Source organism: Acetobacter indonesiensis (assembly GCF_000963945.1).
Taxonomy (GTDB): Bacteria; Pseudomonadota; Alphaproteobacteria; order Acetobacterales; family Acetobacteraceae; genus Acetobacter; species Acetobacter indonesiensis.
Genome location: NZ_BAMW01000008.1, coordinates 1 through 25,026, shown reverse-complemented (window position 1 = coordinate 25,026; position 25,026 = coordinate 1). Strand labels below are relative to the sequence as shown.

Sequence of the window (25,026 nt, the reverse complement as noted above, 5' to 3'; positions counted from 1 at the left end):
TTGTATGTAATTTCGTTCGAAATTAATTTCACGCCACGCTGAATCTTAAGGCGACGCGGGCGTCACTAGGTCTGACACAGGGAGTTGCACTTGATTTCGACGATCTCGAAGTCGCCTTACGAGATGATTCTGGAGTGGTCGCCCACTAGGCCTCTATGGCAACAGGACGCCCTCAAGCGGATCGTTACTCAGGGCAGGGTTGGACCTTCCGACGTCGATGATCTTTTCCAGCTCTGCTTGAAGGGCCAAGGAAAAACCGGCATTATCCTTGAGGCGGTCCCGCTGTCTGAAGCCGATCGATTGACACGCATCACCGCCGGCGGCGCGGTCTCCCTACGGTCGATAAGCAACGTGAAGAGGGCCAACCGTCTGGCGTCCGACCAGACGCTTCCTTTCGCGCCCACTGGTCTCACCATTATCTACGGAGACAACGGTGTCGGTAAGTCGGGCTATGCACGAATCCTGAAGCGCGCCTGCCGCGCGCGGTTCAGCACACCGATCCTGCCGGACGCGATCGAAGGGCGGGGTGTGGGTGCTGCGAGTGCGACTATCGCTTGGGCGGATGAGGGTGTCGATTGTCCGCCCGTCCAATGGACCGACGACGGTACACCGCATCCAGTCCTGTGCGCCGTCAGCGTCTTTGACCGCGAATCCGCCACAGTCCACGTCCGCGACCAAAATGAGGTCTTCTTCCGCCCCTTCGGTCTTGATATCCCGGATGAGCTGGCGGCTGCGTGCCTAGCGGTGAAGGAGAAGCTGACCCTCGAGCGAGATCGGCTGAATAAAGCCCGAGACCCTGTCTTTCAAATGCCCACATTCAGCCAGACCTCGAAGGTGGGCCGCATCATGGGATCGCTCCGAGCCGATACGGATTTGGCCCCTCTCCGGGCGCTGGCGACGATGTCCGGCGAGGAGCTCGAACGACTTGCGCGCCTATCGGAGGACCTAGCCGGCGACCCGGTGAAGGCAGCAGCAATCGAACGGGCTTGGGCCACGTCGCTAGATCGCTTCGCCACAGATATCGAGGTCATCCTGGCCGAGACCAGCAATGATGCTATGGCGGCGCTTCTCACAGCCATAACTGAGGCAAGAGACAAACGGACCGCCGCACAAATGGCCGCTGACGCCGCATTTAGCACTGCCTTTCTAGTGGGTGTTGGCGAAGGTCCTTGGCGAGCTTTGTGGGAGGCGGCGCGCCGCTATTCAACGGAGGCAGCTTACCCCGAGAAAGCATTTCCGGTTGTCGGGGACGACGCCGCCTGCTTGCTGTGCCAGCAGCCTCTGAATCCAGAATCTCAGGCGAGGATGATTGCCTTCGAGGCGTTCATCACTACCGATACCGAGCGCCACGCGCTGGAGGCAGAAGCTGCCCGCGACAAGGCAGTCGACCGGCTCACAGCTGCCACCGTGCGCTTCGCATCCTTCCAGCATCTGGGTCAGCTTGGCATACGCGCACCGGAAGCAGCCAAGCTGACGCGGCGTTCTTTAGCAGTGGCACGTGTTCGGCGATCCCTCGGACTAACGGCCGCAAGGGATGGTTCCGCACCGACTATGCCTCCTATGCCGGGCGTAGTGTCAGTCGTGCTTCGTGATCTCGCGGCCAGAGCCCGAGAATACGCCGATGAATTGACGCTTGCCGCCAGCGCCGAAGGACGGGCGAGGTTGGAAACCGAGTGTGACGAGTTGCGCGACCGCAAGGCCTTGAACGCACTCCTTCCCAAGGCTGTCGCCGAGATCGTCAGGCTGAATGATCTTGATCGCGTTGACCGCTGCATCACCGAGACCACTACGCATGCCGTGACACGGCTCGGCAGCGCTATTGCCGATGAGGTGATCACGCCCCGCGTGCGCGACCGCTTCCAGGAAGAGATCCAGAAGCTTGCCGCGAGCCGCGTGCGCGTTGACATTGTACGGAACGGCGGCCGGTTCGGGTCACCGCAATATCAAGTCCGGTTATTTGCGAACGCGAAGGCAAAGGTTCATTCAATCTTGAGCGAGGGCGAGCAGACGTGCGTGGCACTCGCCGTATTCCTCACGGAATTGGCTATGGCTGACAGGCCTTCCACGTTAGTGTTCGACGATCCCGTATCTTCGCTCGACCATCGCTGGCGCCAGAAAGTTGCCGAACGCTTGGTCGAGGAGGCGCAAACTCGGCAGATCATCCTTTTCACTCACGATCTCGTGTTCCTCAACGATCTTCAGACTCTAGCATCCCGAGTTGCGGTCCCGCACAAAGACGTTTCGCTCATCCAGTCTGCCCAAGGGGCTGGTATCGTCCGGGAGGGTTTGCCCTGGGTCGGGCAGAGAATTCTGGAGCGGATCGATAACCTTGAGAAGGAGGCGCGCGCCGCCCGTGACCTCTTTGATGCTCAGGATGACGAGGGTTATGCTACAGCTGTCGCGACATTTTACAATCGACTCCGTAGTACTTGGGAGCGAGCACTGGAAGACGTCGCGTTTTGCAACGTGATTCATCGCCATCGCGACTACATCAACGCTAAAGAACTGAAGAAGGTAGTCGTGCTGCAGCCAGCAGACATAATTGCCTGGGAGGCAGGGTTTAAGATCTGCTGTGACATCACCGATGCTCACGATCCTTCCCGAGGCCGCAATGCAGCCTGCCCGCCGCCGGCCGACTTGCTAAAGCATGTCCAAGATCTGAACACCTGGATCCGTTTGCTAAAAGAACGGCAAAAACACATTGTCTAATACGAAGAGGCCTGTTCACCCCACGTAAGGGAGGGGCGGCCCCCGCCGAAAAGCCAAAAGGCCGCACTTTGCCACCTGAGGTTGGTGATGCGGATCGCGCGGTGCACCAGGTGCTCGACGGCATCATGGCCGCGGGCAAGTCTGGGACAGCGCTGCACGCGGGGCTGGCCGATCGGCTGGAGAAGCACATGACGGTCTTCATCAAGGGCGAATGGGATAAATCGAAGAACGAAGGCGTATCGGGAAAACTCGGCGTTCCGTGATGCGATCCAGTCGCTTCCGCACCGTCGTGCTAGGATAGGCTGGCTCACCCCACTCGAGTGTGTAATGAAACCTACATGAGCTATCCGACCTTCGATGATCTGCCTTTCAATAAGCGGCCCGACCTTTCGCCGTATCTGATCCACCTGACTAAGAACACGAAGCCCAAGGATGACTACAGCGCCTACGAAAATCTTGTAAGCATTCTGCAGACCGGTCGCATCTGGGGCAGTGGCAAAGACGGTTACATCCGCGGCGGCATGAAGGCAGCCTGTTTCATGGACGTGCCCTTTGCCTCGCTCAAATATGTGCTCACGCCGGAAAATACGAAGCCGTCGGAGCCGCAGTACGAGCCTTACGGTATCGTCATTGGGAAGGCGTCCGGCTATAAGCGCGGCTTGCGGCCGGTTCTTTATCTGTCCGATGAGGAAGTCCAACTACTCGGCATTCCTAAGGCCGAGCAGTGGCGTGTCGTTCGATTAGAAAAGCGCGACGACGATTGGGTGAACTGGGTCCACGAGCGCGAATGGCGATGCGAAGGGACATACAAGCTGCGCGCCACGGTGAGCGCTTTACACGCAGTGAGCCACATGCCGACTGGCGGTGTCGTATGCGTGAGATGTCGGTAGGTGCAGGATTCTGGCATGAAACCTACCATGCCCGTGGGGGTGTTGACGTCGTATACGTCGCGATGGACCGACTGGTCGGCCTGCAACATTTCGCTCCCGAACGACAGCCGGTAGGACCTTCCTTGTCGGCACGGTCCCGGATTCAAGGAGGCGCCAGATACGTGACTACAGAGGACGTGCCCAAACAAGCGGAATAACCGCTTTCTGGCATCACTGATACTGGCATGAATATCCTGGAAGTAGGAGGAATCCTCCTGTCTTCTTCATCTTCTTCGAGCAGACAGGCAATCAAGGAGAGCAACAGAAAGTCCGTTACCGCGATAGGGGAAGCGAAAGCAACCATTCGTAATGCTCGCGTTCATGACTATTCCCGCTCAATTTCGATCGTCCATCGGTGAAGCCTGAAGGACTTCTTCTTCCGTAATCAGCTATATGTCGATGCAGGCCCATATGACCCCAATCGTCATAGTTAGCTGATTTCTCCACGAAGACCGGAATGTAATGATCAGTATTCAATCTGCGTTTACCGTTCCTTCAGAAGAAGCCGGGGGCCAGATGAGTTCTTTCTGTTCAGGGATATCATTCTATTTATTTCCCGCCGAAATTTTTGCGCCCGACTACGCAAAGGTAATGATCAGCATTGAAAATAGCTGGTAATCGGATTTTTCTTTTTCTCCTGCCTTTGTGTGGGGAGAAAGTGGCCATGTCCGGAACAAAGATTTCATGGGGACAGGTAAGCCTCGCCTTTCTGATTATCGTAGCTTCTTGGTGGGGGGCGGCACAGTGGGTGGCGTGGAAACTGGGCTTTCAGGCCCAACTCGGCCTCCCTTGGTTTACTCTTGCGCATCGATGGCCCGTTTACTGGCCACCGATGATCTTCTGGTGGTGGTATGCCTACGATGCGTACGTCCCGGATATCTTCGAACAGGGCGGGTGGATTGCAGGAAGTGGTGGTGTGCTGGCATTGGCGTCTGCCATCACGTTGTCGGTTCGACGCGCCCGTGAGGTGAGACGGGCGGCGACCTACGGAAGCGCGCGTTGGGCCAGTCGTGAGGAATTGCAGCAATCCGGACTGCTTGATCCTGACGGTGTCATTCTTGGGCAGTATGGGCGGGATTATCTCCGTCATAATGGTCCCGAACATGTCCTCTGTTTTGCGCCGACCCGGTCTGGCAAAGGGGTAGGGCTCGTTATTCCCACCCTTCTGACATGGACCGGATCAACAATTGTCCATGATATCAAGGGTGAAAACTGGCAGATTACGGCGGGTTTCCGTGCGCGTTTCAGCCGGGTCATTCTGTTCGACCCAACCAACCCAGCTTCTGATCCCTACAACCCGCTGCTTGAAATCCGGCAGGGGGAGTGGGAGGTCCGCGACGCCCAGAATGTCGCGGACGTGCTTGTCGATCCCGAAGGATCGCTTGAACGTCGGAACCATTGGGAGAAAACATCACACTCTCTGCTGGTGGGCGCCATCCTGCATGTTCTGTATGCCGAGAAGGACAAGACCCTCTACGGTGTTGCCAACCTACTTTCCGATCCGAAACGCTCAATTGAAGCCACGCTTGCTGCGATGATGCAGACAAAGCATCTGGGCAAGGATGGTCCGCATCCAGTGGTTGCATCCGCCGCCCGTGAACTGCTGAACAAATCTCCCAACGAACGATCGGGTGTGCTCTCCACCGCCATGTCGTTTCTAGGCCTGTATCGCGATCCGGTCGTCGCGAAAGTTACCTCGCGTTGTGCCTGGCGGATTGCTGATATTGTCAAAGGGCGTTGTCCCACCACGCTTTATCTCAGCGTGCCACCCTCGGATATCAGTCGTACAAAACCGTTGATCCGTCTGATGCTGAACCAGATCGGGCGCAGGCTGACCGAGGATCTGAACGCGCATAAACATAATCATCGCCTGCTGATGATGCTGGATGAATTTCCCGCACTCGGACGGCTCGACTTCTTTGAAAGCGCCCTCGCGTTCATGGGGGGCTATGGCATCAAGGCTTTCCTGATCGCCCAGAGCCTGAATCAGATCGAGAAAGCCTATGGTCAGAACAACTCGATCCTCGATAACTGCCATGTGCGGGTCAGCTTCGCCACCAATGATGAACGGACCGCCAAACGGGTCTCTGATGCGCTGGGGACCGCCACTGAAATCCGGTCCCAGAAAAACTATGCCGGGCATCGCCTGTCACCCTGGCTGGGGCATCTGATGGTCTCGCGGCAGGAAAGCGCGCGCCCGCTCCTGACGCCCGGTGAAATCATGCAGCTTCCACCAACCGATGAAATTGTCATGGCGGCTGGCACCCCACCTGTTCGGGCGAAGAAGGCACGCTATTACGTCGATACGCGCTTCAAGGAACGGCTGCAGCCCCCGCCCAAATCAGGTGACGCAACGGTGTCAACACCAACGCATCCAGATGACTGGACCCTGCGCCCCTTGCCGGAAACGGCCGGACATGGCTCAGCTTCCACACAGTCAACGCAGGAAGATGAAACACCTCTGGGGGCGGGTCACAAACGCACTCCGGATGCCGACCCCAGCGATATTCCACCCCGTAATGAGACGGATGAACAGCACGAACAGACCAAACCACCCGAGGCCAGCCAGCGCGGCACACGGTGGGACCAGGACTTTCTCGATTTGCAGAAAGTCGCCCGGCTGGCTGCCATTGACCGCGATGATGGCATGGAGATCGGTGGACCATGAAACGCCCCCGCAAGAAGCAACAGATGACGGTCTATCTCGAGCCTGATCTGTTCAAAGCTGTCAGTGATATGGCAACCCGCCGCCGTCAGTCCGGTTCCCTCGTGGTCGAGACGGCTCTCTCTGTCTTTTTCTCGCCAGAAGAGGGGACCGGGCAGGCCGCACTGACCCGACGTTTGGACCGTGTCGATAAACGCCTGTCACGGCTGGAGCGCGATACCGGGATCACCGTCGAGACACTGGCCCAGTTCATTCGTTTCTGGATGATCATGACGCCCGCGTTGCCGGAAAGCTCGGCGGCTGCCGCACGGGCGCAGGCGGCCGAGCGTTATGAAGGCTTCATCGAAGCACTCGGCAGGCGTCTGGCGACAGGCCGCCGCCTGCATGAAGATGTTCTTCCGTCCAATGCCGCCGGAGGGGAGCCAGATCCATCGTAACGGAAACAGCGTCTGTGCTTACGTCTGAATTTGAAGGCACGCCTGAGGTTGAAACGACTCAGGGATATGTCTCTTCGGATTACGGCAGATCCGACTTTTCATGGCGTCGGACCTGCCTGAATGCTGCTTCCCGCCGATAATTATACGCCTCGTTGCGCCCCTTTACGCAGCTTGATGAAACACTGTTGAAAACTGGCGGAATGGCCCCTTCTTAATACTTCCCGCGCCTGTGATCTGTGTCTCAGGTTTCTGAAAAAGCGGGGATTTTCATGACAGTTCATCAGTCTTTGTCCCCCGGGACGGTGCGAAGCTCCACCATGCTGCGTACGGCGATGGGGCCTGCCATTGCCGCGCATCTCTCCGATCCTGCCACGATCGAGGTCATGCTGAACCCGGATGGTCGGCTGTGGACTGACCGTCTGGCAGGCGGAATGACCGACACGGGGGAAATTCTCTCCGCCGCCGATGCCGAACGCATTGTGCGTCTGGTCGCTCATCATGCGGGAGCCGAGGTGCATGCTGGTGCCCCCCGCGTATCAGCCGAACTGCCGGGTGGGGAGCGGTTCGAAGGACTACTGCCACCAGTCGTGACAGCACCGAGTTTCGCCATTCGAAAACCGGCCGTCGCGGTCTTCACGCTTGGGGATTATGTCGCAGCCAACATCATGACAGAGGCGCAGGCGGACTGGCTTCGCACTGCTGTCATGGCCCGCAGGAATATCCTCGTGGTCGGCGGCACATCGACCGGCAAGACCACGTTGACCAATGCGCTGCTGGCCGAGGTCGCAAAAACAGAGGATCGCGTCATCCTGATCGAGGATACGCGCGAACTGCAATGCACGGCGCCCAATCTGCTCGCCATGCGTACAAAGGATGGTGTCATCACACTGTCCGAACTGGTGCGATCGGCACTCCGCCTGCGCCCTGACCGTATCCCGATTGGCGAGGTCCGTGGTCCCGAGGCCCTTGATCTGCTCAAGGCCTGGGGAACCGGCCATCCGGGCGGGGTTGGCACACTCCATGCCGGATCGGTGCTGGCTGCCCTCTACCGGCTGGAGCAGTTGATCCAGGAAGCTGTCGTCACCGTGCCCCGCGCGATGATTGCCGAAACTATCGACGTGATCGCAGTGCTGTCAGGGCGCGGCACCGCCTGTCGTCTGAGTGAGCTGGCCGAAATCGACGGTCTTGATCCCGCCACAGGCGCTTACCGCATCCGTCCGGCCAGCCTGTCATCCTCCGAAACACCATTCTCCGGGAAGGGAGAGACATCATGATGTCCCGTTCACGCCTCGATTCCGTCGCCCGGTCTGCTTGCAGCCTGCCCGATAGTCGTGTGATCGGCACTGCGATGCTGCTGTCGCTCTTCTTCGGCTCATCGGCCTGGGCATCGGGGGCCGGTATGCCATGGGAAGAGCCGCTCAATCAGATTCTGGAATCCGTGCAGGGGCCGGTCGCGAAGATCGTCTCGGTGATCATCATCACCGTGACTGGCCTAACCCTAGCCTTTGGCGAGAGTTCAGGTGGGTTCCGTCGCCTGATCCAGATCGTCTTTGGTCTGTCGATAGCTTTTGCGGCCAGTTCGTTCTTCCTGTCCTTCTTTTCCTTCTCGGGCGGGGCGCTGATCTGATGGCGGGCTATGACGATGATACGGTGCCGGGATTCCATGTCCCGATGCATCGCTCCCTGACCGATCCGATCCTGCTGGGTGGAGCGCCCCGTGCTGTCGCCATTGCCAATGGCACGCTGGCAGCGGCTATCGCGCTGGGCCTGCGCCTGTGGCTGATCGGTGCTGCATTCTGGGTCATCGGCCACACGCTCGCGGTCTGGGGGGCGAAGCGCGACCCTTTCTTCATTGAGGTGGGGCGGCGGCATCTCCGTTACCCCGCGTGGCTTCGGGCATAAGGAGATCGGCCATGATGTCCCTTGGCGAATATCGCAATCGGAATTCCCTCCTGTCCGACTTTCTCCCTTGGGCGGCGCTGGTCGGGGGTGGTGTCGTTCTGAACAAGGACGGCAGTTTTCAGCGCACCGCAAAAATACGTGGTCCCGATCTCGATAGTGCAACGCCTGCTGAACTGGTGGGTGTGACGGCACGACTCAATAATGCCTTGCGGAGATTGGGTTCAGGCTGGGCGGTGTTCGTGGAAGCGCAGCGCGTCCCGGCCACGATTTACCCAGAAAGCGATTTCCCAGACGCCGCCAGTCAGATGGTCGATCTGGAACGTCGGGAGCAGTTCGAGGATGAGGGCGCGCATTTTGAGAGCCGGTATTTCCTGACCCTGGTCTGGCTGCCGCCTGCGGAATCCTCTGGGCGTGCCGAACGCTTTCTCTATGAGGGTAGGGAGCATGACGGTCCCGATCCGCATGGCATACTGAATTCTTTCATTGATCGCAGTGATCGGCTGCTGGCTCTGCTGGACGGATTCATGCCTGAGGCCTCATGGCTGAACGACGGTGAAATTCTGACCTACCTGCACAGCACCATTTCGACGCGGAACCAGCGGGTCCGGGTGCCAGAGATTCCGATGCACCTTGACGCCCTGCTGGTGGACCAGCCTCTGTCGGGCGGTCTGGAGCCGAAACTCGGTGACGCGTATCTGAAAACCCTGACGATTACCGGTTTTCCGAGCCGCACCTTTCCCGGCATTCTCGACGACTTGAACCGGTTGGCCATGCCCTATCGCTGGTCCACCCGTGCGATCCTGCTCGACAAGACCGACGCTACCAAGGTGCTGACGAAGATCCGTCGTCAGTGGTTTGCAAAGCGCAAGAGCATTGCGGCCATTGTTCGTGAGGTGATGACCAACGAGGCGTCGGTGCTGGTGGACAACGATGCCGCCAATAAGGCGGCCGATACCGATCTGGCCTTGCAGTCCCTCGGTGCCGACGATGTGGGGCAGGCCTATATAACCGCGACCGTGACGGTCTGGGACGGCTCCGCGTCCGTCGCGGCCGAAAAACTACGTCTGGTCGAGAAGATCATCCAGGGGCGGGACTTTACCTGCATGACGGAAAGCCTGAACGCCGTGGAGGCATGGCTCGGTTCTCTTCCCGGACATGTCTACGCCAATGTGCGCCAGCCTCCGGTCTCGACGTTGAATCTGGCGCATATGATCCCGCTCTCCGCCGTGTGGGCGGGACCGGATCGGGACGTGCATTTCAAGGCCGCACCGCTCTTTTACGGTAAGACGGCAGGCGCTACGCCTTTTCGGTTCTCGCTTCATGCCAGTGATGTTGGTCACACGCTGATCGCGGGACCGACAGGAGCGGGGAAGTCGGTGCTGCTGGCACTGATGGCTCTCCAGTTCCGGCGTTACCAGGGCGCACAGATCTTCGCCTTCGATTTCGGCGGTTCCGTGCGCGCCGCAACTCTCGGCATGGGCGGTGACTGGCATGATCTCGGTGGTGGCCTGACGGATGATAATTCCGAATTCCCTGCCGTCTCACTCCAGCCGCTGGCGCGGATCGAAGATCCCGACGAGCGCAAATGGGCCAGTGAATGGCTCGGGCAGATCTTGGTCGCTGAAGGGGTGACGCTGACGCCGGACGTCAAGACGTATCTCTGGTCGGCGCTGAATTCCCTGGCGTCCTCACCCGTTGATGAACGGACATTGTCCGGCCTGGTGGCTTTGCTCCAGTCTAACGCCCTGAAACAGGCGCTGGCCCCGTATTGCCTCAGCGGCCCTTATGGCCGCCTGCTTGACGCCGATACCGAGCGGTTGGGTAATGCCGACGTCGTGGTGTTTGAAACCGAAGGATTGATCGGTTCGGGAGCGGCCTCTTCCGTTCTGTCCTACCTGTTCCACCGCATCGACGGCCGTCTGGACGGTCGTCCGACCCTGCTGATCATTGACGAGGGGTGGCTCGTTCTGGACGACGGCGACTTCGCCGGCCAGTTGCGGGAGTGGCTGAAAACCCTGCGTAAGAAGAACGCCAGCGTTATCTTCGCCACGCAGTCCCTGTCGGACATTGCCAACAGTCCTATAGCGCCTGCGGTGGTGGAAAGCTGCCCGACACGGATATTTCTGCCCAACGAGCGGGCCATTGAGCCGCAGATCATGGTGATCTATCGCGATTTCGGTCTGAATGACCGCCAGATCGCCATCATCGCGCGGGCGGCGTCGAAGCGGGAATATTACTGCCAGACCCAGCGTGGCAACCGCCTGTTTGAACTCGGCCTCGGTCCAGTGGCGCTGGCGTTGTGCGCGGCATCCGGCAAGGACGATCATCGTTTGATTGATGCCGTGCTCGCGGAGCACAGCCGGGAGGGTTTCCTCCCTGCGTGGTTTGAGGCGCGTAACGTGAAGTGGGCGGCAGACCTCTTGCGGGGCGGAGGCTTGTCATGATGGGTAGGCTCTGTCGCCACAGGGGTAATGCAGTTCTCCCAATTGCTGTCGCCGTGGGTGTCTGGGCGATACCGGTGCCACCGGCTCACGCCCAGTGGGCCGTGTATGATGGCGCGAATCATGTCGAGAACGTACTGATCGCGGCCCGCACGCTCCAGCAGATTGACAACCAGATCACGTCGTTGGCCAACCAGGCTCAGATGCTGGTCAATCAGGGGCGTAATCTGGCGAGCCTGCCGCTTTCGACATTGTCGACGCTGCAATCGACGATTTCCCAGACTACGGCGCTGCTCGCGCAGGCGCAGAACGTCGCCTACAGCGTCCAGTCCGTCGAGCAGCAGTATCAGCAGGCGTACACGTCCGTATCGTCCGGCATGTCCGACAGCGCCCTGTTTTCTCAGGCGCAGACACGCTGGCACAATTCAGTCGGCGGGTTCGAGGATGCCCTGAAGCTGCAGGCGCGGGTGGTGGGCAATATTCCGAACGATAGTTCGGCCATGAGCCAACTCGTGTCCTCCAGCCAGACCTCCACCGGGGCATTGCAGGCCGCGCAGGCCGGAAACCAGCTTATGGCTCTGCAATCCCGTCAGTTATCCGACATTCAGGCCGAACTCGCGGCGAATGGTCGGGCGACCGCCCTGCAACAGGCGCGCGAGGCCGCGACGGAAGCCGAAAGCGAGGCGCAATACCAGCACTTCTCCCAGCATGACACTTACGTGCGCGGCGCGGTGTCGATGTTCGGCAGCAGCGGGAACTGACAGCCATGGCCACCAATGATGTCGGGGTGATCGACACCTTCCTCAATACTTTCACCACCACCATCGATACCGGGTTCGGTCTGGTGAAAGGGAATGTGATCTCACTGGCCGGAACGTTGTCCGTGCTGGATATCGCTCTGGCCGGGCTATTCTGGGCCTGGGCTGCGGATGAGGACATCATCCAGCGTCTGGTCAAGAAGACGCTGTATATTGGCTTCTTTGCCTTCGTGATCAACAATTTCGACCATCTGTCAAAGCTGGTGTTCGACAGTTTTGCCCAGCTTGGTCTGAGGGGAGGGGGTGGCACGCTGGCTCTTGCGGATTTCCTCCGTCCCGGCCGCCTCGCGTCCACCGGCTTTGATGCCGCCCGCCCCTTGTTGGACTCTGCCCACACTCTGCTGGGCCCAGTCGCCTTCTTTACGAACTTCATCCAGATATTCGTGCTCTGCCTGTCCTGGCTTATCGTGCTGGCGGCGTTCTTTATCCTCGCTGTGCAGCTCTTCGTAGCGCTGATCGAGTTCAAGCTGACGACGCTGGCAGGCTTCGTGCTGATCCCTTTCGCCCTGTTCAATCGCACCGCTTTTCTGGCCGAGAAGGTGCTGGGCAATGTCGTCTCATCGGGCGTGAAGATCATGGTGCTGGCGGTGATCTCCGCCATCGCCTCCGTTCTGTTCGGACAATTTGCGACATCCTATGGCAGCGATGTGCCAACGATCGGGCAAGCGGTATCGGTGGTGCTGGCCTCGCTGGCAATTGTCGGTCTGTCGATTTTTGGCGGCAGCATCGCCAACGGTCTGATCTCCGGCGCTCCCCAGCTTGGAGCAGGGGCTGCGGTCGGCACTGGCATGGCGGTTGGTGCCATGGGGGCTGCGGCGGTGGCTGGTGTAGGAGCCGTTGCCTCCGGTGGCGCCGCGGCTGTGGGGGCGACCGCTGCCGCCGCCCGCGGAGGAGCAGCAATCGCGGGTGCTGCTACGACAGCATATTCGGTCGGCGCTGCGGGACAGACGGGGGCAGCCGGAATGGCTGCTGCTGCCGGGAGTGTTGGTCGTGCTGCAGGTGGTGCGGCAGTCAACGCCGTGAAAGGCAAAGCCGCGTCAGCCGCCTCCTCCCTCAAGGAGCGCTATTCCGCTGGTGGCCAATGGGCTGCGCGCGGCATGGGAGGTGGCACGAACGGTGCTGAAGGCGGTGGATCTCCGCCATCCGGGGATGGTCCCTCAGGAGGAGGTTCTCTGGCCGGTGGTGGCCCGGCAGGCAGCGGTCCGTCCGGAGGTGGTGATGGTGGTGTAGAAGACGGGGGTGGCTCCAGTCGCACTGCCGGTGAGCCGCCGCGCTGGGCGCGCAACATGAAGCGGCGCAACGCCGCCACCCATGCCGCCGAGGCGGCCCATGTCATCCGCGCCGCCGATGGTGGAGGCGGGTCGGCGTCCATTGATCTGTCAGAAAAGGAATGAGGACGATGTTCCTTCGCTCCACCACGCGCTACGGGGCAACACCCGAGCCGGTCACACCTTATCAGAAAGCGGCGCAAATCTGGGACGAGCGTATTGGCTCCGCCCGCGTTCAGGCACGTAACTGGCGGCTGATCGCGTTCGGATCGCTGTTCCTGTCCGCTGGACTTGGCGCGGGGCTGGTCTGGCAGTCCGCGCGCGGCACCGTCACGCCGTGGGTCGTGCAGGTGGACCATCTGGGTGAGGCGCAGGTTATCGCCCCCGCAACATCGTCCTATAGGCCCACCGATCCACAGATCGCCTGGTATCTGGCCCGCTTCATCGAGGATGTCCGCAGCCTGTCCTCAGATCCCGTGGTGGTGCGGCAGAACTGGCTGCGTGCATATGATTTCACCACCACGTCGGGTGCCGTCGCCCTCAATGACTATGCGCGCCTGAATGACCCCTTTGCCCGCGTCGGGCATGAGCAGATTGAGCTGGATGTCTCATCGGTTATCCGTGCGTCGCCCACGAGTTTCAGGGTCGCGTGGGTCGAGCGGCATTATCGCGATGGGGCTTTCGTCGGCACAGAGCGATGGACCGCCATTGTCGCGACCAGGCTCAACGCGCCGCGCGACGCAGACCATCTCCGGAAAAATCCTCTGGGGATCTACGTCTCCGCCATCAACTGGTCGAAGGAGCTGGGCCAATGATCTGTCGTGCTCTTCGTTTTCTGCCACTGCTGATTCTGCCTCTGGCCGGATGCGCGCAACAATACCATCCACCGGTCATCCGCTATGACGATGCCGTGCAGGCGATGCGTCTGCCGGAGCCGCCCAAACCGGTTCAGGTGGTTGAAGTCCCGAAACCTCTTCCCCTGCCGGGCCAGCTCAAGCCACTGCCATCCCGACGCATGGCCCATCCGGCCCCTGAAGTCGCCGACCCGACCGCGCGGGTCACGCAGGCCAATCTGGCAGCGCGCATCCAGCCTACTCGGGCCGGGTTCATCAACGCGGTGCAGGTCTATCCCTACAGTCCTGGCGCACTCTATCAGGTCTACACCTCGCCGGGAGAAATCACCGACATCATGCTCCAGCAGGGCGAAAAGCTGGTCGGCACCGGGCCGGTTGCCGCTGGGGATACGGTGCGCTGGGTCATCGGCGATACCGAGAGCGGGGCAGGAGCGACCAAACGTATCCATATTCTGGTGAAGCCAACACGGCCGGATCTGACCACTAACCTGATCGTCAATACCGATCGGCGGACCTATCTGGCGGAACTGCGTTCCACCCCCGGGACCTACATGGCGTCAGTGTCGTGGGATTATCCCGAGGATGACCTGATCGCCCTGCATCGACAGGATAGTGCGGCAGAGGACGCAGCGCCAGTGGATGCGGGGCTGGATCTGAACGCCCTGAATTTCCGTTACGCCATCCAGCCGGTCAAAGGCGGCACGCCGCCCTGGCTTCCCAGCCGGGCCTTCGATGATGGGCATAAGGTTTATATCGCTTTCCCATCGGGGATCGGGCAGGGCGAGCTACCCCCATTGTTCGTGCTGGGGGCTGATGGCGGGCCGGAACTGGTCAATTACCGGGTGCGCCAGAACTGGATGATCGTGGACCGGCTCTTCTCGGCTGCCGAACTTCGGCTGGGCGACAAACAGTCTGAACAGCGCGTGCGGATTGTCCGTACCGATGGACGGCGCTCATGACGGGCGAGCAGGATCCGGGTCGCGATGCAGAAGGGGCAGGTGGAATGGAAAGTGAGCGCCCTGCGGTTCCGCCATCAACGCCAGACCTCCGTCTGCGGGCGGAACGGCCAAAGGTCGTCCGGCTATCGCGCTATGTCGTCTGGGGGCTGGCCGGCACCGCGATGATCGGAATTGGTCTCGCACTCGGTTATGCGCTCCAGAATTCCGGTCGCCAGGGGGCAGGGGCAGCCGTTCAGGAGTCTGATGCGCGTCCCTCGGCCGACGGGTTGGATGCTTTGCCCAAGGATTATACGGGCGTGCCGAAGCTGGGGCCGCCCTTGCCTGGTGATCTGGGTAAACCGATCCTGAAAGCGCAGCAGGAGGGGCGCGCTGGTCCTGTCTCCAGCATGGGCGATCACCGTGCCGAACAGGAAGTCGCGGCTGCTATAGCCAGCAAGCTGTTCGTGCAGACACGTGATGGCGGGAGGCAGGACAATGAACTCCCCATTGTCGCGCCGGCAACCGGGGGTAACGCAACGGCTGCACAATCTGGCGCAAATGACCGTCAGGCTGCCAATCGTGCCTTCCTGGCGGGACAACCTGAGCGCGTCACGGTCAGCCCTGATCGTTTGACGCCACTGGCTTCTCCCTATGTGATTCAGGCCGGGACAGTGATTGCGGGCGCGCTGAACACCAAAGTCAGTTCCGATCTGCCGGGCCAGCTCATTGGGCATGTGACGCAGAATGTCTATGACAGCCCGACCGGCCGTTATCTGCTGGTTCCGCAGGGCAGCACGCTGTTCGGGAGTTACAACAGCAGCATCTCGTTCGGGCAGCAGCGCACACAGGTCATCTGGACCCGGCTTATCCGGCCAGATGGTGACAGCATCGTGCTCGACAGGATGCCTGGCGCGGATGCGATCGGCCAGACCGGCCTGAAGGATCAGGTAGACCAGCACTGGGGTCAGCTTTTTAAGGCCGCTTTGGTCACAACCCTGCTCAGCGTCGGCTCGGAAGCCGGCACATCTTGGGGTGAGAATAACCTGTTTCAGGCGATCCGCAGCGGGGCCAGCAACGGGTTCTCCATGGTGGGGAACCGTCTGATCGACCGCAGCATGGACGTGCAGCCCACGTTGACTGACCGGCCTGGCCTGCCGTTCACCCTGATCGTCAATCGCGATCTTGTCCTCAAACCCAGGCATCAGCATGAAGGAGCATCCCCATGACCAAACTCCGTATCAATGCCATCCCAGACAGTCGGCCCGTGAAGCTGATGATCGAATTGCCGGCGGAGATCCATCAGGATCTGCTGCTCTATGTCGAACTGGTTTTGGGTAGTGCCGGCCAGTCCACAGACGCCATAACTGACGCAGCCAGACTGGTGCCGCTCATGGTTGGACGTTTTATGGAGACGGATCGGGCGTTCCAGAAACAGCGCCATTCGCGGGTGGCTCGGATGAAGTCCGCGGGATCAGGTCCGGGTAGCGCTCCCTGAGCAGGGAGAGGAAGGCGGAGAGGGGGCGGCTTGGGTTGCTACGCAACCAGCAGGCAGCAAAGCGCACCTCGCTCGGTCCGTTTTCGAAGCGTAACTCGCGGTAGACGATCCCGGGCAATGTTTCGCCTGTACTGCTTTCACAATCGATCATGATCCCTCGGTCCTCACTGACAAAAGGCCGCAGAGACGCCAACGGGATATCATGCTCGATCAGGGTGGGATGATGACTGCTGCGGCCCAGACATACACGAATGATCCGTGTCAGTTCCTGACCTGGATCCAGACTGCTGACCAGAAAACGCTCCTTTTTCAGCATCATCCATTCGAGCACCGCTTCGCCAGCAAGAGGGTGTTTCGCGGGTAAGACGGCAATGCATCGCTCTGGCCACAGCGGAAGAGACCCTTCCGGCCAGTTCAATTCACCGGCTGTCACGATGGCAATGTCAATATGACCCCGTTCAAGTGCCGCCAGAAGTTCACGCCGGGTGCCCCCAACGAGCCGCCACTGGAGGTCCGGGTAACGATTGCGGAATTCGGTCAGGGTGGCGCGCAGATTACCGGTCGAAACGGAGGTATAAAATCCAATCGCAATGCGCTCACCTCTCTTATGACGGCTGGAGCGCGTATGGGCAGTCAGACTCTCCATGTCCTGTAGGATACGTCGCGCGGCCTGCATGAAAGTGGTGCCATCATCAGTGGGGTGAACGCCGTCTCGTCTCCTTGTAAACAGGGAATAGCCGACATGGTTCTCAAGCGCTTCGATGTGCCGCACAACCGTCATCTGCCGTACGCCCAACTTCAGGGCGGCTTTTCTGATGCTCCCTTGTTCAAGGGCTGCAATGGCATATCGCAGGTGCCGGGTTTCTATCGTCATTACCCGAGGTTAGCAGGGTCGGGTTCCAGAAATACAGCGTTACAAACCTATATGGCTTCTGCACAATTTTGAGAGCAAATTTCAGTCAACTTTTCTCACGATGTGAGAGTTTAGGTTTTGCCTCATGAAACAAGTCATTTTTAGCAGAAGAAGTCTCGGTCGGCCCTTTGTTTGGTGCTTCATTGTGATTATGGAATTTACAGAGCATTGTAATCGTAAGAATTTTTGTTTCGGATAACGCGCAAATCCGCCATTGAACTCTTGAAGCTGACTTTTCAACAAAATCGGGGGAAAGCGGATAGTCAGTTATCTGGAAGGGATGACAGAAAGCTAACTATCAAGCATGTCGCCCGATTTTTAGCAAACTTGCTGGCGTGAGCGCTGAGATTACTGGCGGGGCATGTGCTTGGCGTGATGGGCCAGTCGTGGACTGCCATCACTACAAGAGACGCTTTATCATACGGCGTCTGTCTGTTACCCGTTATCAATGGCACATCAGTTTGACAAATCCCGTCTAGTAACGGCAGCGCTCAGAAACATGAGGGCACTGGCCGAAGCGATCGTCCGCTGCGTACGCTCGGCGAGCACACGATTTCGGCAGTGCTGGCGGCGCTGGAGGGGGAGGAAACAGGGAGTGCAGGTTCAGATCGCGGGCGCATCGGATCTCGTCGATCGGTTCGAGAAACTGCTTGAGACGTACGATGTCAGCATTCCCAGGCACTCCCAGACCAGCGCAGACATGCTTCCTCTCTGGAGCATACTGAAAACCGTCAGTGCAGGGTTTGAAGGCACACCCGATGACATGCGCTGCGAGTATACCGCTGGGCTGGCAGTCCACGACCTCGCTGCGAAGGTGCTGAGGGTGAAGGACCACCCAGGCTTTTCGACACTCATTCCCCACTTACAGTTGCTCGCGCAGGGCGCAGTCCACCTGACGCAGGAACAGCCCGCAGATGCGGACGCCTATAACAAACTCGTGGAGGTTTACTGGGCCACATTGCTGATGGCTATGGGCACTAGAGTGCAACTCGATCACCCCAAGAGTTCGAATGGCGACAACCCCGACGTGATCGCATTGGACGGCAGTGGGGAGCCCGCCCGTGCTTATGCCTTTAAGACGGTACGCTCGCCGCATACGCAGAGCCTGCTTGATCACATCGTTAAGGGTGTCGACCAGATCGAACGATGCCCCGCGCCCGAGGGCATCGTAGCTTTTAACCTCACCCCCCGGCTACTTGACGCAGGTCTCTGGCCGGAGAATGGTTTCTTCGCGGACTGGCGGCAGCCTGCCGTCCACACGATAAGAATGCTGAGGAAGATGATCTCCGACATCGTGACAGACAATGGGCAGCAGACGATCGATGATGTCTTTGCGGGTAAGAAGGCGACAAGCTCTATTCTGTGCGTCGCGTTCATCCCGACGGTCGCCAGAAATCCCGATACTGGGAACGCGGTGGTAATGCCCCTAAAGGTGGCGATGGTCATCCACTTGAGCGCGAACAGCCCTCCTTCCATAGCGATGATGGCGGAAATAAAAGGCGCGAACGATATCATGCAGACGGTGCTCGTCTGAGGGTGGAATCGTGAACTGGATCTTGAATCAGTCATGTCCGTTATTGGCAATGGCAGTCGTCACGCTCCATGTCTGGCCTGAGGGTGAGAACGTGCGTCGCCATAAATAATGAGACCTCTTTATCATGGATGCGCGGACTTATTAATTTAAATTCTGTATAATAATAGAGGTTTTTATTGAAAATATCTGTTCAATATAAACTTGTTGGCAACTTTCTCTTGCATAAAAGTAGTGGGGCAATCCTTTGCCCGCTCCTAGAAAGGTCACAAAGGCCTAGTTCGATCCCCGCATTAGCTAGGCCGTTGCTATGCGTAAATTGACGGATATCTTTATGGTTTTTTTTTACTTCAATGACTTAGGCTCAGTGAGCTGCAGTCGGGGATGTCATGCCATATAGAAATTTACGATTATCTGCATTGACGTTAGACGCTGTTACAATCAGGCTCAGAAGCGAATGTAATTTTAGCTTCTGGACTGATGACAGACTTTATTCGAAACCTTATCCATTGGTGGGGTGACCCAACTGGGATTTATCCGAGTTGGGTCATATTTAATGAATGCCTTGAGAACGCCGGACCCAACTCTTTGACCGGACAGGAGATGAAGTCGAGGCGATGGGAAGAACATTTTCCTCTACCAGCAGATTTTCTGAAACCGAATATGTCTTATTGTTCATCGCGTTCCAGTGATTTCGGAGGGCCGTTGTTTGACTTCGGAAGCGGGCGCTATTCAGCGCCGCCTCTCAATGATGACGAAGTAGCGCGAAATTTTAGAGCGGCAAGCTAGTGTCTCAAAAACTGGAACCACTGATCGATCCTAATGCGGCCTCTGATGCCGGTGGTGTCGCAGGGCGGGTGGGTTTTCGTTATCAAGATCACGTCGGGGCCGGTTATGTAATCGACATGCTGTTCGATGGTTCACTGGTCCAAGTCGAGTTTGAAACAGCGGACGACATTACGCTTCGTTGGCGCGCTGATAGCGAAGTGGTTAATGAATACGTTCAGGTCAAGACTACCGAAAGCAACACGAAGTGGTCAATTAAAGAGATAACAGATCGAGTTGACAGTCGGTCTGGATCCTCTCTTATAGAGAAGTCTCTCAAATTAGATATTAATACTGGCCCAGCTCTATTTCGATTTGTCACAAAACGAGATGTCGGGACTTCTCTGCGACCATTTCTTAATCACCGCGACAAGCGTAGGCTAGTTAAAACCAAGCTTGATGCGGCGATTAAAAGCATTGGTAACAAGTGGAAAACGATAAAATCAGCCTGTGGTCGGACCACCAAGGACTGGGCAGAGAATTTATATTGGGTCGTAGCGGGCAGTGAAATTGCCACGCAGAACAGTAACATTAATCGGATCCTACAGCTTGCGGAAAGGGCGGGCGAGATTCCTTCACATTCGGTGGCGTGCGAAATCTATCATCAGCTAATGACGTTGGTTCAGACTGCTGGTGATGCATCACGCGTGTCTGACCCCGATGCTAAGGCCATAGATCGAGGTGAAGCTCTTGCATGGTGGAAAGGAAAGGTTGATGTAATCAGGCAGCTCAATAGAGCAGGCCTCCGCGTTTACCGAGTGTCAACTGAGGCATTTTTCTCAGACCTTCATCACATCAACGATGCTACAATTTGTCGCTCTCTTCGCGCGTATGATGTCGAGTTCGATGAGGGGCAATGGCGGAAGTCTGAGCTGATTGAGTACCTGCTACGGTGGCTGCCGGAGATATCCCTACCAGCCAACGTTTTGTCAGAGTTTGATATCCTACATGCGCGAGACCTAACCCGCCGGGCGGTTGCACGAATTGAGCAAAGTAGGGCCATCAGTGATGAGGAGCTCTTTGCTGAACTCATGCTTCATGCTGTTCTGAGACACTATTTCGACAGTGAACCGGTAGCCTGCAAGATATATGCTGGCACGGGTCCAAATCGGTCGATAACTAGTGCGCATATTGTTCCTGAGGATGCTGGCGATCAGTTGTGGATCGGAAGGTCTCGAATCACGACCGCGGCCTCTCACGGCGCAATTCTGAAGGCGGTCATCGCTGAACTTGAAGCAGCTATCTCTAGCGAATTCCTCAAAGAGGAACGCAGCCTCATTATGACACTGCGGGAGCCGCGGCACATGAGAGCGACATCTCTAGACACCGTGCTTTCAGCACGTGGAAAAGTGGAAGAGTTGCGTCGTTGCCTACATTTTCCAATTCTGATGGCTTACGACAGCAATGTAATTCAATCTGGCTTCTGTGAGGACTACCTCGTCGATTTACGGAAGGAAGTTGTCACTGAATATGAAAGTATAAAGTCGAGAATGACACCAGCGTTGGTTAACATCCAGATCCACATTTTCCTTATACCGGTTGAGAATCCTGCTGGACTAATAGCTGAATTTGGCAAGCATCTAAGGGGGAAGTCATGATTTTTCTCGAAGATGATCTTCGCAGCATCCTTGCCAAGGATGAAATTACCTCGACAAATGCGGAAATCGCTGTCGCAACGATTGCATCGTGGGTAAATGATTTTGCGACACATGATTTGGGGCGTGACTTCCTAATCCGGCTGTTAGCCAAGAAACCTCAGCTTCCCGAACACCTATATGATCTGATTGATGGTCTCCTGATGACAACTGGTCTGCTGCCTTATGCCGGACCGCCACGAACGCTGGAAGATGCACTGTTTCGAGAAGCTCATACTATACCAAACCTAGACGGGGATCGGGTGTTTCACTCTCTCCAGCTTCAAGTCTTTCGTCTTATAATGAATAAAAAGAATGTCATCCTGAGCGCGACAACAAGCGTGGGTAAAAGCGTCATAGTCGACGCAATTATCGCATCCGGAAGATTTAGGAAGATAGTGGTGATCGTCCCAACGATAGCCCTTATAGACGAAACGCGCCGCCGTATATCAAGAATATTTGGTAACACTCATTCAATAATTACTCACCCAACCCAAGAATCAGATGGTTCTTTACCTACTATTTATGTACTCACACAAGAACGCGTTCTATCTCGAAAAGATCTCGAAAATGTTGATTTTTTTGTTGTAGATGAATTCTACAAACTTGATTTGGATCGACCAGATAATCGCGCCGTTGACCTTAATTTAGCCTTCCATCGATTGGCATCGTCGGGCGCTCAATTTTATCTGATTGGTCCGCATATTAGCGAGGTTCGAGGGATTGCTAGCCGTTATCAACACGTGTTCCTACCCTCAACATTTTCTACTGTAGCGCTAGACATCGAATATTTCAATCTTAGTCAGACCTCAGATGATCGAGAGACGAGGCTGCTAGAACTCGTGCGGGACTTGAAAACTCCAACGCTAATCTATTGCCAGTCTCCTCCAAAGTGTGGCGAGGTAGCTCGGATTTTGATCAAATCTGAGTATTTCTCTCATGTCTCGGAGACAGAAATCGCCGTTGATTGGCTACTCCAGGAGTTTCCTGAAGAATGGATAGTCATCGAAGCATTACAGCGCGGAATAGGAATTCATCATGGCAATGTTCCACGAGCTCTGCAGCACTACATGGTTCGCTGCTTCGAAGAGGGAAGCATACGCTTTCTTGTGTGCACATCAACGATTATCGAAGGTGTAAATACGGTAGCGGAGAACGTCATTGTCTATGATCGACGTCTTAATACGACCACCCTCGATTCATTTACATTCCGCAATATTGCTGGACGTGCCGGGCGAATGGGACAGTGGTTCATTGGCAAGGTTTACGTTCTAGAATCGCCAATCGAGGATGAACAAAAAGCTGTCATTCTTCCAATTGAGGATCAAGACACGAATACCCCTATGTCGCTGCTGCTAGATCTTCCCGATAGTGATCTGAGTGATCTGTCTTTTTCTCGGATCGAAGATGCGCTGCGAACATCGACTCTGTCACTCGCAACACTTCGTGCAAATAGATACATATCTATTGATGCCCAACGTCAGATTGCTGACCGTATTCGGTCAGATCTTGTGTATCTTAAGATTCTTAATTGGCGTGGAATGCCAAGCGCACGAGAACTCACGGCAGCCTGTGAGCTTATCTATGAATATATAGATGAAGGCCGCTCGCTGAAGGCCTATCAAATTTTTGGTGGGGAACAACTGTCTGCACGTCTCTTCAACTTGTCCAGTGCGACTTTAAGGAGTTTCATCGCTGACCGCGTCGCACGACGACGTGATGATCAGAGTGTGAGCGACGCGGTTGAGTTAACCCTACGCTTCATGAGATCCTACGTAGTTCACACCTTCCCCCGTCAACTGAGTGCTATCAATACCATTTATAAGGATGTTGCGCTGGCCCTTGGTTTCGATGTTGCTGCAGACTATTCATTTTACACGGCGCGGACGGAGAACCTTTTTCTTGAGAGTGGCCTTTTTGCGTTGGATGAATATGGGGTACCCCCGCAAACGGCATATCGTTTGGGTAGCCGATACCCTGGAATGGACAGTCTCAATAAAGCACTCGATCTAATTGCTTCCATTGATTTGGAACAAGAAAAACTGCATCCGTTTGAACAAGACCTGCTTCACGAATTACAGAGGTCTCTGGCTCGTAGAGACTGAATGCGTGCTCTGGGCTAATAGTGAGATGATCCTCTGATTTTTCGTGAAATTCAAATAGAGTACGGCGTCCAGATGCAATGAATAGACGATAGATTTCTGGACACAGAACTCGCGATTTTCCCGCTCGTATAGGCGCAAATCAGTTGGAGTGTTTATTTAATTTATAAGTTCTGCAACGAAGTATTCGTGGCGCGTAGGCTGCACTGAGTCGATATCTGTCATTTTCCACGTCCCGAAAGCGCTGCGGAGATCTTGTTGGACACAAGATTGGTTGAGAGTCTCACGTTCTCTCGCTTCAGGTGAGCGTAACGAGCCGTCGTCTTGATATCGCTGTGTCCCAGCATTCGGCCGATCATCGTCAGGTCAGCACCCATTTCCAGTGCGTCAGAAGCGAATGAATGGCGCAGATCATGAATCCTGACGTCGTCCAGACCGGCGGCTTTGCGAATGCGGCGCCAGGGTTTTTGCAGGTCAGTCAGATAGCCACCTTTTTTCCGTCCGGTAATGACATAGGAGTTGTCCTCCAACCGGGGGATGGATTTGATGACGTTTATCGCTGCCTGTCCGATCTGGACGATTTTGGCTCCCGTTTTACTGTCGGGGAGCCTCAATTCGGATTGGTCGAAGAAAATATGGGTCCATTGCAAAGTCTGGATTTCGCGTAGTCGGCAACCTGTCAGGACGAGCAGACGGATCGCCCAGACGGCCTCCGGCATATCCTCTGTTTTATCGAGTGTGGCGCCGAGGCGCGCATATTCTTCCTGGGTCAGATAGCGCTCGCGCTTCTCTTCCTTATAGCGCTGAACGCTGCGGCATGGGTTGAGACCGTCAGTCCGAATACCCCAGAGGTCTGCCAGGCTGAACATTTTGGACAGCACCCCGAGCGTGCGATTGGCCTGATAAGGGAGCTGTCGCATATCGCCATGGAATTCGGAGACGTCCGCCCGCGATATATCTGCCATCCGCCATGTTCCGAATTTGGGAATGATGAACAGATCCACAGCCCTCTTATACTCGCTTTGGGTCGTTGGCTTAAGGTGGACATCCACATATTCGTTGAGGAAACGATTGCTGAATTCCCTGACGGTCATCGCTTTGCGTTCTTCTACGCGAGCATCCGAGGGATTCTCGCCGCTATGCACACGTGCAAGAACTTTGATGGCCTCATCACGCGCAAGATCTGCCGTCCAAGGGCTTCCATGTTGCCCGATTGTGTAACGGCGCATCCGGCCGCCGGAGCGATAATGAATGACGTACACCTTTCGGCCGGACGGCCACACCCGTAATGCGAAGGCCGGAATGTTGTCATCCCAGAGGAAATAATCCTTCTCTGCCGGTTCGGCAGCGGTGACAATTTTTTTGCTGAGCTTCGCCATACTTGCCCCCATCACAGGAAACACATAGGAAACAGATGAATGCGAAACCGGGCGTCGCCGGTACAAGAACTGCGTAGCCTGATGGCATAGTTTTTCAAGGAAAATAAGGGGTTGTTCGTGGTTAGGCGTAGTTCTGTCGGCGTAAGCACCCGGCGACTGCCGCCTTGCTGAATATTTCTATTCTGG

20 protein-coding genes are annotated in these 25,026 nt (G+C 56.8%); 18 read left to right on the top strand and 2 right to left on the bottom strand.

What is annotated here, in order from left to right; genetic code table 11:
• Nucleotides 1–90 precede the first annotated feature (90 nt).
• The 15 genes from Abin_RS03900 (at nucleotide 91) to Abin_RS03825 (ending at nucleotide 16,456) form a co-directional block, all read left to right on the top strand.
• The gene (locus tag Abin_RS03900; RefSeq protein ID WP_255319415.1) at nucleotides 91–2,709 is read left to right on the top strand and encodes an AAA family ATPase; all 2,619 of its coding nucleotides are present in this window, start codon (nucleotides 91–93) and stop codon (nucleotides 2,707–2,709) included.
• 68 nt (nucleotides 2,710–2,777) lie between these two features.
• The gene (locus Abin_RS03895) at nucleotides 2,778–2,972 is read left to right on the top strand and encodes a hypothetical protein (RefSeq protein WP_048845060.1); all 195 of its coding nucleotides are present in this window, start codon (nucleotides 2,778–2,780) and stop codon (nucleotides 2,970–2,972) included.
• Nucleotides 2,973–3,047: 75 nt separating this feature from the next.
• Nucleotides 3,048–3,599, top strand: a complete 552-nt coding sequence (locus tag Abin_RS03890; RefSeq protein WP_048845059.1) for a hypothetical protein — start codon at nucleotides 3,048–3,050, stop codon at nucleotides 3,597–3,599.
• Between the two features lie 703 nt (nucleotides 3,600–4,302).
• Entirely contained in the window at nucleotides 4,303–6,306 is a 2,004-nt protein-coding gene (locus tag Abin_RS03880; RefSeq protein ID WP_048845058.1) for a conjugal transfer protein TraG, read from the top strand.
• Nucleotides 6,303–6,740, top strand: coding sequence for a hypothetical protein (locus Abin_RS03875; RefSeq protein ID WP_003618629.1), 438 nt, complete (start codon nucleotides 6,303–6,305; stop codon nucleotides 6,738–6,740). The genes Abin_RS03880 and Abin_RS03875 overlap by 4 nt, the downstream gene beginning before the upstream one ends.
• Nucleotides 6,741–7,057: 317 nt before the next feature.
• Complete coding sequence (gene trbB / locus Abin_RS03870; protein WP_048845071.1) at nucleotides 7,058–8,014, top strand: P-type conjugative transfer ATPase TrbB; 957 nt, start codon at nucleotides 7,058–7,060, stop codon at nucleotides 8,012–8,014.
• The gene (locus Abin_RS03865) at nucleotides 8,011–8,367 is read left to right on the top strand and encodes a TrbC/VirB2 family protein (RefSeq protein ID WP_255319413.1); all 357 of its coding nucleotides are present in this window, start codon (nucleotides 8,011–8,013) and stop codon (nucleotides 8,365–8,367) included. The genes trbB and Abin_RS03865 overlap by 4 nt, the downstream gene beginning before the upstream one ends.
• Nucleotides 8,367–8,642: a VirB3 family type IV secretion system protein gene (locus tag Abin_RS03860; RefSeq protein ID WP_048845057.1), complete on the top strand. Its 276-nt coding sequence runs from the start codon at nucleotides 8,367–8,369 to the stop codon at nucleotides 8,640–8,642. The genes Abin_RS03865 and Abin_RS03860 overlap by 1 nt, the downstream gene beginning before the upstream one ends.
• An 11-nt stretch (nucleotides 8,643–8,653) precedes the next feature.
• The gene (gene trbE / locus Abin_RS03855) at nucleotides 8,654–11,086 is read left to right on the top strand and encodes a conjugal transfer protein TrbE (RefSeq protein ID WP_048845056.1); all 2,433 of its coding nucleotides are present in this window, start codon (nucleotides 8,654–8,656) and stop codon (nucleotides 11,084–11,086) included.
• Nucleotides 11,083–11,844 carry a P-type conjugative transfer protein TrbJ gene (trbJ, locus tag Abin_RS03850; protein ID WP_048845055.1) on the top strand — a complete coding sequence of 254 codons (762 nt, stop codon included), beginning with the start codon at nucleotides 11,083–11,085 and terminating at the stop codon, nucleotides 11,842–11,844. Before trbE ends, trbJ begins: the two co-directional genes overlap by 4 nt.
• A gap of 5 nt (nucleotides 11,845–11,849) precedes the next feature.
• Nucleotides 11,850–13,295, top strand: a complete 1,446-nt coding sequence (gene trbL, locus Abin_RS03845; protein WP_048845054.1) for a P-type conjugative transfer protein TrbL — start codon at nucleotides 11,850–11,852, stop codon at nucleotides 13,293–13,295.
• A gap of 5 nt (nucleotides 13,296–13,300) precedes the next feature.
• The gene (trbF, locus tag Abin_RS03840; protein ID WP_048845053.1) at nucleotides 13,301–13,984 is read left to right on the top strand and encodes a conjugal transfer protein TrbF; all 684 of its coding nucleotides are present in this window, start codon (nucleotides 13,301–13,303) and stop codon (nucleotides 13,982–13,984) included.
• Nucleotides 13,981–14,982: a P-type conjugative transfer protein TrbG gene (gene trbG, locus Abin_RS03835; protein WP_048845052.1), complete on the top strand. Its 1,002-nt coding sequence runs from the start codon at nucleotides 13,981–13,983 to the stop codon at nucleotides 14,980–14,982. Before trbF ends, trbG begins: the two co-directional genes overlap by 4 nt.
• 44 nt (nucleotides 14,983–15,026) lie before the next feature.
• Complete coding sequence (locus Abin_RS03830; RefSeq protein ID WP_174766871.1) at nucleotides 15,027–16,187, top strand: TrbI/VirB10 family protein; 1,161 nt, start codon at nucleotides 15,027–15,029, stop codon at nucleotides 16,185–16,187.
• Entirely contained in the window at nucleotides 16,184–16,456 is a 273-nt protein-coding gene (locus tag Abin_RS03825) for a DUF2274 domain-containing protein (protein WP_084593445.1), read from the top strand. Before Abin_RS03830 ends, Abin_RS03825 begins: the two co-directional genes overlap by 4 nt.
• Here the strand turns inward: Abin_RS03825 and Abin_RS03820 are convergent.
• Nucleotides 16,365–17,330 carry a LysR family transcriptional regulator gene (locus Abin_RS03820; protein ID WP_048845050.1) on the bottom strand — a complete coding sequence of 322 codons (966 nt, stop codon included), beginning with the start codon at nucleotides 17,328–17,330 and terminating at the stop codon, nucleotides 16,365–16,367. The genes Abin_RS03825 and Abin_RS03820 overlap by 92 nt on opposite strands.
• Before the next feature lie 634 nt (nucleotides 17,331–17,964).
• Between Abin_RS03820 and Abin_RS03815 the strand changes: the two genes are divergently transcribed.
• The 3 genes from Abin_RS03815 to Abin_RS03805 all read left to right on the top strand — a co-directional run bounded on the left by Abin_RS03815 (nucleotide 17,965) and on the right by Abin_RS03805 (nucleotide 23,464).
• On the top strand, nucleotides 17,965–18,903 hold the full coding sequence (locus Abin_RS03815) for a hypothetical protein (RefSeq protein ID WP_146867721.1): 939 nt from the start codon (nucleotides 17,965–17,967) through the stop codon (nucleotides 18,901–18,903).
• A gap of 785 nt (nucleotides 18,904–19,688) precedes the next feature.
• On the top strand, nucleotides 19,689–21,323 hold the full coding sequence (locus Abin_RS03810; RefSeq protein ID WP_048845048.1) for a HamA C-terminal domain-containing protein: 1,635 nt from the start codon (nucleotides 19,689–19,691) through the stop codon (nucleotides 21,321–21,323).
• Nucleotides 21,320–23,464, top strand: a complete 2,145-nt coding sequence (locus Abin_RS03805) for a DEAD/DEAH box helicase (protein ID WP_048845047.1) — start codon at nucleotides 21,320–21,322, stop codon at nucleotides 23,462–23,464. Before Abin_RS03810 ends, Abin_RS03805 begins: the two co-directional genes overlap by 4 nt.
• Nucleotides 23,465–23,682: 218 nt before the next feature.
• On the opposite strand, the gene Abin_RS03800 is transcribed toward Abin_RS03805, so the two are convergent.
• A complete protein-coding gene (locus tag Abin_RS03800) occupies nucleotides 23,683–24,840 on the bottom strand; it encodes a site-specific integrase (RefSeq protein WP_048845046.1) in 1,158 nt (385 codons plus the stop codon).
• Between the last annotated feature and the right edge of the window lie 186 nt (nucleotides 24,841–25,026).

Coding starts and splice junctions, on each gene's coding strand:
- Abin_RS03890 (WP_048845059.1), top strand. CDS start 3,048: ATGAGCTATCCGACCTTCGATGATCTGCCTTTCAATAAGCGGCCCGAC.
- Abin_RS03880 (WP_048845058.1), top strand. CDS start 4,303: ATGTCCGGAACAAAGATTTCATGGGGACAGGTAAGCCTCGCCTTTCTG.
- Abin_RS03875 (WP_003618629.1), top strand. CDS start 6,303: ATGAAACGCCCCCGCAAGAAGCAACAGATGACGGTCTATCTCGAGCCT.
- trbB (WP_048845071.1), top strand. CDS start 7,058: ATGCTGCGTACGGCGATGGGGCCTGCCATTGCCGCGCATCTCTCCGAT.
- Abin_RS03865 (WP_255319413.1), top strand. CDS start 8,011: ATGATGTCCCGTTCACGCCTCGATTCCGTCGCCCGGTCTGCTTGCAGC.
- Abin_RS03860 (WP_048845057.1), top strand. CDS start 8,367: ATGGCGGGCTATGACGATGATACGGTGCCGGGATTCCATGTCCCGATG.
- trbE (WP_048845056.1), top strand. CDS start 8,654: ATGATGTCCCTTGGCGAATATCGCAATCGGAATTCCCTCCTGTCCGAC.
- trbJ (WP_048845055.1), top strand. CDS start 11,083: ATGATGGGTAGGCTCTGTCGCCACAGGGGTAATGCAGTTCTCCCAATT.
- trbL (WP_048845054.1), top strand. CDS start 11,850: ATGGCCACCAATGATGTCGGGGTGATCGACACCTTCCTCAATACTTTC.
- trbF (WP_048845053.1), top strand. CDS start 13,301: ATGTTCCTTCGCTCCACCACGCGCTACGGGGCAACACCCGAGCCGGTC.
- trbG (WP_048845052.1), top strand. CDS start 13,981: ATGATCTGTCGTGCTCTTCGTTTTCTGCCACTGCTGATTCTGCCTCTG.
- Abin_RS03830 (WP_174766871.1), top strand. CDS start 15,027: ATGGAAAGTGAGCGCCCTGCGGTTCCGCCATCAACGCCAGACCTCCGT.
- Abin_RS03825 (WP_084593445.1), top strand. CDS start 16,184: ATGACCAAACTCCGTATCAATGCCATCCCAGACAGTCGGCCCGTGAAG.
- Abin_RS03820 (WP_048845050.1), bottom strand. CDS start 17,330: ATGACGATAGAAACCCGGCACCTGCGATATGCCATTGCAGCCCTTGAA.
- Abin_RS03805 (WP_048845047.1), top strand. CDS start 21,320: ATGATTTTTCTCGAAGATGATCTTCGCAGCATCCTTGCCAAGGATGAA.
- Abin_RS03800 (WP_048845046.1), bottom strand. CDS start 24,840: ATGGCGAAGCTCAGCAAAAAAATTGTCACCGCTGCCGAACCGGCAGAG.